The sequence below is a fragment of the uncultured Parabacteroides sp. genome, assembly GCF_905196875.1.
Taxonomy (GTDB): Bacteria; Bacteroidota; Bacteroidia; order Bacteroidales; family Tannerellaceae; genus Parabacteroides.
In genome coordinates this window covers 70,318-77,603 of record NZ_CAJJWO010000020.1, presented here as the reverse complement: position 1 = coordinate 77,603, position 7,286 = coordinate 70,318, and the positions used below count along the sequence as shown (strand labels likewise).

General features: G+C 40.8%; 8 protein-coding genes. All 8 read right to left on the bottom strand.

Translation table 11 applies throughout. From position 1 onward, the window contains the following. Window positions 1–255, bottom strand: a 255-nt coding sequence (locus QZ076_RS09300) for a carboxyl transferase domain-containing protein (protein ID WP_293712711.1), incomplete at its 3' end; no start/stop codon positions are given. A 23-nt stretch (window positions 256–278) separates the two neighbouring features. Then, complete coding sequence (def, locus tag QZ076_RS09295; protein WP_293712709.1) at window positions 279–836, bottom strand: peptide deformylase; 558 nt, start codon at window positions 834–836, stop codon at window positions 279–281. A gap of 3 nt (window positions 837–839) precedes the next feature. Next, window positions 840–1,262, bottom strand: a complete 423-nt coding sequence (ruvX, locus tag QZ076_RS09290; protein WP_028728202.1) for a Holliday junction resolvase RuvX — start codon at window positions 1,260–1,262, stop codon at window positions 840–842. A 69-nt stretch (window positions 1,263–1,331) separates the two neighbouring features. After that, the gene (locus QZ076_RS09285) at window positions 1,332–2,729 is read right to left on the bottom strand and encodes an undecaprenyl-phosphate glucose phosphotransferase (RefSeq protein WP_293712707.1); all 1,398 of its coding nucleotides are present in this window, start codon (window positions 2,727–2,729) and stop codon (window positions 1,332–1,334) included. 100 nt (window positions 2,730–2,829) lie between these two features. Further along, window positions 2,830–3,981, bottom strand: coding sequence for an OmpA family protein (locus QZ076_RS09280; protein ID WP_293712704.1), 1,152 nt, complete (start codon window positions 3,979–3,981; stop codon window positions 2,830–2,832). 112 nt (window positions 3,982–4,093) lie between these two features. Continuing rightward, window positions 4,094–5,245: a GDP-mannose 4,6-dehydratase gene (gmd, locus tag QZ076_RS09275; RefSeq protein ID WP_293712702.1), complete on the bottom strand. Its 1,152-nt coding sequence runs from the start codon at window positions 5,243–5,245 to the stop codon at window positions 4,094–4,096. A 13-nt stretch (window positions 5,246–5,258) separates the two neighbouring features. Further along, window positions 5,259–6,332, bottom strand: coding sequence for a GDP-L-fucose synthase (locus QZ076_RS09270; protein WP_293712700.1), 1,074 nt, complete (start codon window positions 6,330–6,332; stop codon window positions 5,259–5,261). After that, window positions 6,329–7,204, bottom strand: a complete 876-nt coding sequence (gene rfbA, locus QZ076_RS09265) for a glucose-1-phosphate thymidylyltransferase RfbA (protein ID WP_293712699.1) — start codon at window positions 7,202–7,204, stop codon at window positions 6,329–6,331. Before rfbA ends, QZ076_RS09270 begins: the two co-directional genes overlap by 4 nt. Window positions 7,205–7,286 lie beyond the last annotated feature (82 nt).

Below are 7,286 nucleotides of genomic sequence, written 5' to 3'. Positions count from 1 at the left end.
GAAGATAGTACCTGTACCTGTAACTACACCGTCACCCGGAAAGTCTTTCTTGTCCATCCCGAAATCGCGACCATCATGCTTAACAAACAAATCGTACTCATGAAAAGAGTTCTTGTCCAGCAAGGAAAGAATACGTTCACGGGCAGTAAGTTTACCCATAGCAACCTGCTTTTCGATAGCAGCTTCGCCTCCACCCATCTCTACGACGGCTTTCTTCTCCCTGAGGGCCTGAATGTTTTTACTTAAATCTGTCATACTGATTATTTAATAGAGTTTTATTATTTACCGACAGCTTTTGCTCTGTATGAACAACGAGCAGTCCCTTTAATAATACTATTTAGTTTTCCTTTATTCAATTGGCGACGGATGGGTGACACATTATCTATGAACACATGGCCTTCCAGATGCTCACATTCGTGCTGTACCACACGGGCAGCAAAACCGTCCACTACTTCATCGTGCTCCACCAGATCCGCATCCATATATTTCACACGGATCTTTTTAGCACGGGATACCTTTTCATGTACACCCGGAAGACTAAGACAACCCTCTTCCATCGAAATTTCCTCTTCACTACGTTCCACGATATCCGGATTGATCATCGCACGTTTGAAACCTTTACATTCGGGAAAATCGTCCCCCATCACATCGGCATCGATCACCAACAGACGAAGCGACAATCCCACCTGGGGAGCTGCCAATCCAACTCCGTCGGCATTGTACATGGTATCAAACATGTTAGCCACTAATTGTTTTAAATCAGGATAATCTTTGGGAACATCTTCAGCCTCTTTTCTTAATACGGGCTGACCATATAAATATACTGGTAAAATCATAAACTAAAACTGATATTTTTTATTTTCTAAATATGATTGTAGGATAATAACAGCACTGATCTCATCTACCAGGCCTTTATCCTGTCTTTTCTTCTTCTTTAAACCACCGTCAAGCATTGCCTTATGTGCCAGAACAGAAGTAAAACGCTCATCATAATATTCTACCGGAATATCCGGGATAGTTCGTTTCAGATGCGTAACAAAAGCCTCTACATATTTCATATTCTCGGAGGGTTCATTATTCATCTGCTTAGGTTGACCGACAACAAACAGATCAACCGGTTCCTTAGATACATAACCGGATAACCAGGCAACAAGTTCACCGCTTGGCACTGTCGTCAGACCATTTGCAATCATTTGCAAAGTATCCGTAACAGCAATCCCGGTACGCTTCCGGCCATAATCAATTGCTAGTATCCTTCCCATCGGCTGCAAAGATAACACAAATATGCATTCGTATTACACAAATACATAAAAAGTGTGCAATTAATAAGTTTAATAGGCATTCTTTTCACCTTTTGACATATTCAAAACCGTCACCACAATGATCTTCAGGTCCAAGAAAAACGACCAGTTTTCGATGTACCACACATCTCTCTTTACACGGCCTTCCATCTGTTCCAATGTTTTTGTTTCTCCACGGTAGCCGGTTACCTGCGCCCATCCTGTAACTCCCGGTTTTACCAGGTGACGCACCATATATTTATCGATAAGGGCAGAATATTGCTCAGTATGTTTCAGCATATGAGGACGGGGACCTACTACCGACATTTCTCCTTTCAATACATTAATAAACTGGGGAAATTCATCCAGGTTCGTACGGCGAAGAAAATCACCGACACGGGTTTTACGGGGATCGTCTTTTGCCGCCTGCAGCTTATCGGCATCAGCATTCACACGCATTGTACGGAATTTATAACACTCAAATTCCTGCCCATAGAGACCTGTACGTTTTTGTTTAAAAAAGATAGGTCCCGGAGAAGTTATCTTTATCAGAGTTCCAATAATAACATAAAGTACAGGATAGATCGTCAATAAAACCCCCAAGGAGAAAACAATATCAAAAGACCGTTTTAAAGCCCGGTTATAAGCAGCCTGCAATGGTTCACGGCGGATAGCCAGCAATGGAATCGACTCCATTATTTCCATAACAAGGCTCTTCTTTATATTCCTGTAAAACTCCGGAACAATATAGAAGCGGATCATGTGCTTTTCAGCAAAATTCATTATCCGTAATATTTTTTCATCCTGCGTTCCCGGCAGGGTGCAATACACCTCGTCTATATCATTTGCCAGGACATATTCCTCCACTTCGTGCGTCATCCCCAGATAGTTTGGCAACGCACTTTGCAAGGATATGTTATCATCGAAAAAACCCATTATATTAAAACCGTATGATAGATCATCTTTCATGACTCGATACAATTCCATACCATTCTTTCCAGCTCCGACAATAACAATTTTCTTAAAGTTGTATCCCTTTCTCCGGTACATTTTCAGAGTAACACGAACCAAAACACGCCAAAGCGAAAAGACCACAACCGTAATTACATAATAAACCAACAGGAATGTCGCCAAGACATCACCGATATTCAAGAATATAAGACAGGTTGCAAACAAAAAGACCAGTATAGATATCAGGGCAAAAGCACGCTGAACGATCTTATCAATAAAAACGACTGCCACATGCAACTGCATGGGGATAAAATAAAGAGAGAAAAAGTAACAAAAATTCAATAGAAGAATCACCTCTCTCAGACTATAAGATATCGCTTTCGTATAAAACTCCCCCAAACCATAATAGACAGCGAAGAACAGCAGATTTATCACAAGCAAATCGCCCATTCCTATGCACCATTGGATAAGGTAGCCATGTTTTTTGTCGAATTCCATAATTATATTCTAAAATTCCACAAAAGTAATCATAAATCCGTGCAAAAAAAAGGCCGCACAACATAATGTGCAGCCTTTTTCAGATATAATTAAAAAATAATTAATTATTTGCAGACATGATAACAACACGGTTCCAGTTGTTTTCGCTATACGGCTGTTCGTCTGAACCTCTCCATTCGATAGTGATCTGATTAGAGTTGATACCGTATTTTTCGATCAATTCTTTAGCAACGGCTTTAGCACGTTTTTCAGAAAGACCCATGTTATACTTAGAGCTACCAGTATTCTTATCAGCATAACCGATAACCTTGATCGGAGTATTGTTGCCTTTCATGAATTCAGCAGTATTGTAAATATTAATCTGCTGGTTCTTGTCAATTTTAGAGCTGTTCAAACGGAAGTATACTACATTGTCAACATAATTGTTTACGACAGTTGTTACTACTTCTTCGCATTCCGGACAAGATTCCGGACGTTTGCTCAATTCGTCGTTAGCAGCACGCAGAGAGTTGATCTGATTGTTCAGGTCATTCAACAAAGCGTAATCCATCGGTTCCAATACTTCGAAATCAGTTTTACCCAATTTGAATGTCAAACCAGCACTAACCTGAGCAATACCGTCAGTCAGGTGATACATAGAAATACGGTTAAACTGTTCGTTCAATAAAGAAGCCTGAACTTCCACGTTCAAATCAACACGTTTGCTCAAACGGAAGGCAGTAAGAATACCGGCATTCAATGTAGGAGATTCAGTTCTTGCAAATTCAGCAGATTCTGTTGTTTTGAAACGCTGTGCATAACCAAAACCAACCCAAGGGATCAAACGGAATACTCTCTTTTCGTTATAAACACCCCAGAAATTAGTTACATCCCATAACAAATCTACGTGAGCAGCTGCATATTTATTATGCTGCATCAAAGTAGCATCGGCATCATTCTGATAAAATCCATGTAAAACACCACCGTTCAACTGAGCACGGAATGCCAGATACGGATTAAACCATTTACCAAATGAGAACTGAGGAGCAAAATTCAAACGGTTACCAAAATCTGCTTTATTATTCTGGTCACCTAATAAAATACTTGCACCACCAGCAACAGAAATAAACCAATTGTCGCCAGCTTTGTTTTTCTTGAAATTTGTCTTATACCCTTTTTCAGTACTAAAACCAACTTGTGGTTTAAATTCCTGTGCAGACACAGAAAAAACGAAACCTGACAACAAAGCCAAAAGTAATACTTTAGTCTTCATATTCATCAACATTTTAATTAAACAATCAATTACCTCGAATAACGCTCAAATTTAGAGCAAAATTAACTCTTTTTTTAACTAAAACAAATTAAATCTATATTTTGTTCTTAATTTATTCAAAATAATTCAGAATTTTATACCCGCCTTCACGTAGGTAAGACTCTTTTTTCATAAGCTTGACATCATTCTGCATCATATCGTGAATAAGAGCATCGAGGCTGTATTTTGGCTCCCATCCCAACCGGATACGGGCCTTTGTAGCATCCCCGATAAGTAAATCTACCTCAGTCGGACGAAAGTATTGCGGATCAACACCAACGACTTCCTCTCCTATTCGTTCTTTAAAACTTTCGAGGTAAGACTCACCCACTTTCTCTATAAACATTTTTTCGTCAATATAGTTTAATGATGCTACCTCATTAACATTTTCTCCTTTGAAAATAACCTCTACACCTATTTCTTCGAATGCTTTACTGATGAAATCACGAATAGTCGTGGTTATTCCCGTAGCAATTACATAATCAGATGGTTCATCCTGTTGAAGAATGGCATACATGGCACGAACATAATCCTTCGCATGCCCCCAGTCACGTTTAGAGGATAAATTTCCCATATAAACTTTTTTCTGCATTCCCAATGCTATGCGCGATACGGCACGGGTTACTTTACGGGTAACAAAAGTCTCACCCCGTAACGGCGATTCATGATTGAACAAAATACCATTGGATGCATGCATTTTATATGCTTCACGATAGTTGACTGTTATCCAGTAGCCATAAAGTTTAGCTACGGCGTACGGACTTCTTGGGTAGAAAGGTGTAGTTTCCTTCTGAGGAACTTCCTGTACCAAACCGTATAATTCGGATGTCGATGCCTGATAAATACGGGTTTTCTGTGTCAGATTCAACAAACGGACAGCTTCCAGAATACGCAAAACACCTAAACCATCGGCATTAGCGGTATATTCGGGGGTATCGAAACTTACTTTCACATGGCTCATTGCTGCCAGATTGTATATTTCATCCGGTTGTACTTCACCGATAATGCGAGTAAGATTCAAGCTATCGGTCAGGTCACCGTAATGAAGGATCAGGTTTCTGTTCTCGATATGCGGATCCTGATAGAGATGGTCGATACGATCTGTATTAAACATAGACGAACGACGTTTGATACCATGTACGGTATACCCTTTCTTTACAAGATATTCAGCCAGATAGGCTCCATCCTGTCCTGTTATACCTGTTATTAAAGCTACTTTACTCATTATAATAAGTTTATTATTGTTTGTTCAAATACCAGTTATACAAAAGTTCTACTCCTTCGGCAATCTCTATTCGATGACGCCAGCCCAGGGCATGGAGTTTGCTTACATCGGTTAACTTTCGCAAAGTCCCATCGGGCTTGGATGAATTAAAGGTAAGCTCACCTTCAAAACCGATCTTTTCCCTGATCAGGGTAGCCACATCTTTAATGGATAATTCTTTTCCCGTACCTATATTAATATGCGTGTTACGGACTTCATTACCGTCAGGACGGACATCTGCGAAATCGATATGCTCCATTATATAAACAGAAGCATCCGCCATTTCCTCACTCCAAAGGAATTCACGAAGCGGTTTTCCTGTTCCCCAAAGTTCCACTCTACCCGGATAAATTCCATACTTTTCAAGGATAGCCAAAATATCTTTTTCAGAGGAATCACCTGAAACACCTTCTACCGGACGTGTGTTCAAATCCTCGCGTAACGCTTCCCAGTCGGCTGTATGCAAACATTTTGCCAGATGGATCTTACGGATCATAGCCGGAAGGACATGAGAAGTTTCCAGATTAAAATTATCGTTCGGACCGTACAGGTTTGTCGGCATTACGGCGATATAGTTGGTTCCATACTGCAGATTATAGCTTTCACACATTTTTATTCCTGCGATCTTAGCAATAGCATACGGTTCATTGGTATATTCCAGCGGGGACGTCAACAGGCAGTCTTCCGGCATCGGCTGTGGAGCTTCACACGGATAGATACAGGTGCTACCCAAAAACAAGAGTTTCTTTACCTTATTAATATAGGAAGCATGGATCACATTGTTCTGTATCATCAGATTGATGTAAATGAAATCCGCACGATACACGCTGTTCGCCATAATACCTCCGACATGAGCAGCCGAAAGGAATACATATTCAGGCTTCTCAACAGCAAAAAATTCATTTACCGCCGACTGGTCGGTCAGGTCTAATTCTGCATGCGTACGCAAAACGAAGTTCGCATATCCCTTCTGCCGCAGGTTCTTCAATATGGCCGATCCAACCAGGCCACGATGTCCGGCTACGAATATTTTACTATCTTTATTCATTCCTTTATCAGTTTCAATAAATACTGACCGTATTGGTTCTTAATCATCGGAGCGGCGAGTTCTTTCAGTTTAGCCGCATCGATCCAGCCTTTCCGGAAAGCGATTTCCTCTAAACAAGCGACTTTCAATCCCTGACGTTTTTCAATCACCTCGACAAAGGTAGAAGCTTCCGAAAGCGAATCGTGCGTACCTGTATCGAGCCATGCAAAGCCACGCCCCAACAATTGCACTTTAAGTCCTCCATCGTTCAGGAACTCCTGATTTACTGTTGTGATCTCCAGTTCTCCGCGTGCCGACGGCTTAATATTCTTTGCCACTTCAACCACTTTATTCGGATAGAAATAGAGTCCTACCACAGCATAGTTCGATTTCGGAGCTTCCGGTTTTTCTTCAATGCTCAATACATTCCCGTCTTTGTCGAATTCGGCTACTCCATAGCGCTCGGGATCGTTCACGTAGTAACCGAACACGGTTGCTTTTTGTTCGTTCTCCACATTGTTAACGGCCTCTTTTAACATAGCCGTAAAGCTTTGTCCATAGAAAATATTGTCGCCTAAAACCAGGCAAGCCGAGTCATTTCCAATAAATTTCTCCCCGATAATAAAAGCTTGTGCCAAACCATCGGGCGAAGGTTGCTCAGCATACTCAAAACGAACACCATAATCCGAACCATCTCCCAGTAACCGACGGAATCCCGGCAAATCCTGCGGAGTAGAAATGATCAATATTTCCCGTATTCCGGCCAGCATAAGAACGGATATAGGATAATAGATCATCGGCTTGTCATAAATCGGCAACAATTGTTTGGAAACACCCTTGGTGATTGGATACAAACGGGTACCCGAACCTCCTGCCAGTACAATACCTTTCATAAGAGCAGACTTTTTCTTGTGTATAATTTATTTTAACAGAGGACAAATGTATATAAAATATTCCGGTTTGCCTTTACCTTAA